3 protein-coding genes are annotated in these 4182 nt (G+C 37.8%); 2 read left to right on the forward strand and 1 reads right to left on the reverse strand.

The features are described from left to right. Positions 1–370 precede the first annotated feature (370 nt). Positions 371–1744 (forward strand): aspartate aminotransferase family protein, encoded by a 1374-nt coding sequence (locus ACFVSH_RS23675; protein ID WP_387594835.1) that lies wholly within the window; start codon positions 371–373, stop codon positions 1742–1744. 207 nt (positions 1745–1951) lie between these two features. Continuing rightward, positions 1952–2812 (forward strand): MurR/RpiR family transcriptional regulator, encoded by an 861-nt coding sequence (locus ACFVSH_RS23680; RefSeq protein ID WP_387708162.1) that lies wholly within the window; start codon positions 1952–1954, stop codon positions 2810–2812. Positions 2813–2885: 73 nt separating this feature from the next. Here ACFVSH_RS23680 and ACFVSH_RS23685 read toward each other — a convergent pair. Then, the coding region (locus ACFVSH_RS23685) for an amino acid permease (RefSeq protein WP_387708164.1) at positions 2886–4182 on the reverse strand (1297 nt) is incomplete at its 5' end.

Consider the following 4182-nt stretch of genomic DNA (forward strand, 5'->3'; position numbering starts at 1 on the left):
TCAACAAAATGGACTGGCATTTATATTCCTGAGATCTTAAAAATAAACTAAAATCTCCTTATTAACCTTGACTTTGTTATAATTATTTCATATTATATTTTATAATGAAATGATTATTTTAATAATTAGAAAATTCACTATGGGTACTACAGGAAGTGAGTGAGAAGCCGGGAATGATGGTTGTGGAAGCAATTTCAAAATGTATAGCTTACTATCTTTTATCTTCTTATGGTCGGGCTGGACCTGGTTGCTTAATCAAGGTCTGAAAATACCCACATTTAATAGAAGTTTTGATTAAATTAAAAAAATCGCTTCTATTATTTATAAAATACTTCGCATGAAAAAAATCTATATTAAGGGGAAATTCATTATGATACTACAAAATAAGGATTTATTATCAGAAAAAACGAAAAAATCTGCTGATTTATTTGAAAAAGCTTGTGACGTGATTCCGGGCGGTGTCACAGCACATATTAAATATTTTCCTCCACATCCTATAATGATGGAAAAAGGAAAAGGCAGTAAGTTATATGATGTAGATGGCAATGAATATATCGATTATTTATTATGTTATGGAGCACTTATATTAGGGCATGGTCATCAACAAGTATTTGATGCTGTGACAAAACAAATGTTAGAGTCTGGAACGACCATATTCGGTACGCCTCACAAGATGGAAACAACAATGGCGGAAAAATTAGTAGGGTTATATCCCGGTATTGAAATGGTTCGTTATACGAATTCAGGCTTGGAAGCGACACTTCTTGCAATTCGTACCGCGGTGGCTTATACCGGAAAACCGAAATTGGCAAAGTTTGAAGGACATTATCATGGAGGATACGATCAAGTATTAGTGAGTGTTAACCCTGATATGGATCAAGCAGGTAACGCAACAGCTCCTAAAGCGGTAGGAGAATCAAGAGGAATACCAGATTACTATATTGAAAATACCGTCATTCTTCCATTCAATGATTTAGAATCTACCGAGAAGATTTTACGTGCCCATGCACATGAATTAGCAGGTGTCATTTTAGAGCCAATTCAAGGAGGGTTCATACCTGCTGAACAAGAATTCATGGAAGGACTTCGCAGAATAACAGAAGAACTCAATATAGTGCTTATTTTCGATGAAGTAAAAACAGGATTCAGGATATCGATTGGGGGGGCTCAAAAAGTATATGGCATTAAACCGGATATCACTACATTAGGAAAGGTTCTGGGCGGCGGATTCCCAGTAGGGGCCATTGGAGGTAAAAAAGAAATAATGATGATTACCTCTGCTAGTGGCGGACGAGATATTTTAACAGCTGGAGCAGATAATGAAGATAAACAAAATCCGTTATATCATAGTGGAACATACAATGGCCATCCAACCATTTTGGCTGCCGGTTTAGCAACCATTGGCTTATTGGAACAAGAAGGAACAATGGAAGATTTGTTTGCTAAGACGCAATCTTTACGTAAGGAACTTGAGAATGTGTATAAAAAACATGGCTTATACATGCAAACAGTCGGTATGGGCAGTATCTTTAACATTATCTTAGCCGAAGGCCCGATTAAAAATTATCGTGATATGAGCAGGGCAAATACGAAGTTAAGAAAAGAGATTGACTATGAGTTATTAAAATTAGGTATTTATACAAAGCCGCTAAATCGTTATTCGATGTCTGTTGTACACACGGAGGAAGATATTCTTCGAACTGTGGAAGCGCATGACAAAGCCATTGGACGGATCCTGAAATAATTCAGCTTAACTGAGTGTCAGATGAGAAAGCAAAAGGCCCGATCAAAGCGATTTTAATTGATTAGGCCTTTTTTAATTCCACCATGGCACTTCCAATTAACTTGACAAAAAAGGATGAAAAAACCTATTGTTAAATTATAATCCTTCACAAAAAGGAAATAGCTACTCCTACAATACATAAATATAAATAAAGGGGCGCTCTTTTTAATGTCAAACGTCTATCAAAACATCGCTGGGCAAATAGGGGAAATGAGCAAGTCCCATGTGAAAATAGCTACATATATATTAGAGAATCAAACGACCGTTCCTTTTTTTACAGTTGGAAAATTAGCGAAAATGGCAGGGGTCAGTGATGCCACCGTTGTGCGGTTTGCAACCTCGCTTGGCTATTCAGGCTATCCAGAGATGCAGCAGTATATGCAGAATTCCGTTAAGCAGCAGCTGACAACGACAGAGCGATTAAAGATGTCCCAAAAGGTATACAATAAAGAGTCTTCAGGGGTATACGAAGTTTTCCAGGATGACATCGCAAACATAAAATCCACTATGGAGAAATTGGATGAAGATGCATTCCATGAAGCAGTGAAATGCTTATTACAAGCGAGAAGGGTTTATGTTATCGCAAACCGCAGTGCCACATCACTAGGCGTGTTTTTGGAATATTATCTTCAAATTGTCCTCAATAATGTGGAACTTCTGCAGTCATTGGAGAATTCATCGGAAAAGTTATATAATTTAAGTGAAAAAGATGTAGTGATTGGTGTCAGTTTTGCACGATATACGAAAAGCACAATTCAAATGTTTTCTTTTGCAAAGGAAAAAAATGCGACAACAATAGCCATTACTGATAATCTTCTCTCACCGCTTATTCCTCATGCGGACATTCCGTTGACAGCATCCAGTCAGATGCCTAGCTTGATTGACTCTTTCGTTGCACCATTAAGCTTGATTAATGCTTTGATCATGTTTGTCGGAAAAGAGAAGCAGGAAGATATACACGAGCGATTAGAAGTTTTGGAAGACATCTGGAGTCATTTTGATGTTTTTCAAAGAAAGAAAATGGAATAAAAAGAAGCCTTACTTTCCCGATGTGGAAGAGTAAGGCTTTTTAATTTATCACATAATGATATTCCGCCATAGCTTATTTCAATGGAGGCAAATTACTGGTTAGTTTACTTTTCTCCTCTGCGCTACTGATTTTCTTTTTTCCAAAAAAATGAGTCAACACAATGATTACCCCGGTTAGTAATAGTGTTGAATATAGTTGGCTTCTTGTAGATTCGATAAAAGCCATGGAGATTAAAATGATGGAAATCCCCAGGATCGTCGCATATGTCAAATATGGGAACAACCACATCTTCACTTTCAGGGCATCGGGATTCTCTCTTTCCAATCTATTTCTCATCCTCAACTGAGAAATGGAAATAACCAAATAAACTAGTAAGATAATCGCTCCCGATGAATTAACGAGAAACAGAAAAACTAATTCAGGAGAAACATAACTCATCACTACAGCAATATAAGAAAATATGGTAGCTGCAAAAACAGCTCTGGCAGGTACGCCATTTTTATTCAACTTACTAAAATATTGTGGGGCATCCCCTTTTTTTGCTAAAGAGAAAAGCATTCGGGATGTTGTATATAATCCAGCATTTAGGCATGATAAAACAGCAGTTAGTACGATGAAATTCATGAGGTGAGCTGCAAAAGGAATGCCTAGGTTTTCTAAAACGGCAACAAATGGACTTTGTAATACATTAGCAGAATTCCAAGGAAGTAATGTCACAACTACGGCTATTGAGCCTACATAAAAGATCAAGACACGCCAAATTGTACTATTAATGGCTTTAGAGACAGACTTAACAGGATCCTTTGATTCAGCTGCTGCAATGGTCGCTACTTCTGTACCGGCAAATGAGAAAAATACAGTGATGACTCCCACGAAGACGGAACTTACACCATTAGGGAAAAATCCCCCGTTTTGTACAAGGTTAGATATTCCAACCGTCGATTCTCCTGAAAATCCAAATATATAAGATACGCCTAAAATCAAAAAGGCGATGATGCTCGCTACTTTAATCATGGCAAACCAATATTCAAATTCTCCAAAGGATTTCACTGAATAGATATTTGTTAAAGTCAAAGCAATTGTCAAGGCCAAAGCAAGAAACCATAAAGGAATACCTGGGTACCACATATTGATGATGGCTGCACCTGCAATGGCTTCAATGGCAATAACGACAACCCATTGGAACCAATAAAGCCACCCAACTGTTGTACCTGCCCAAGGGCCGATTGCGTCCCGGGCATATTCTGAGAATGAACCACTTGATGGATTGGAAGTGGCCATTTCGCCAAGGCTCTTCATAATCAAGAACACTAAAACACCGGCAATTACATAGGAAACCAAGATGCCAGGCCCGACCTTATGTATGGCC

Source organism: Peribacillus sp. NPDC058002 (assembly GCF_042886655.1).
GTDB lineage: Bacteria > Bacillota > Bacilli > Bacillales > DSM-1321 > Peribacillus > Peribacillus aracenensis.

What these genes read in the sequence shown, in the direction of transcription:
- ACFVSH_RS23675 (WP_387594835.1), top strand. Translation starts at nt 371, where the DNA reads ATGATACTACAAAATAAGGATTTATTATCAGAAAAAACGAAAAAATCT.
- ACFVSH_RS23680 (WP_387708162.1), top strand. Translation starts at nt 1,952, where the DNA reads ATGTCAAACGTCTATCAAAACATCGCTGGGCAAATAGGGGAAATGAGC.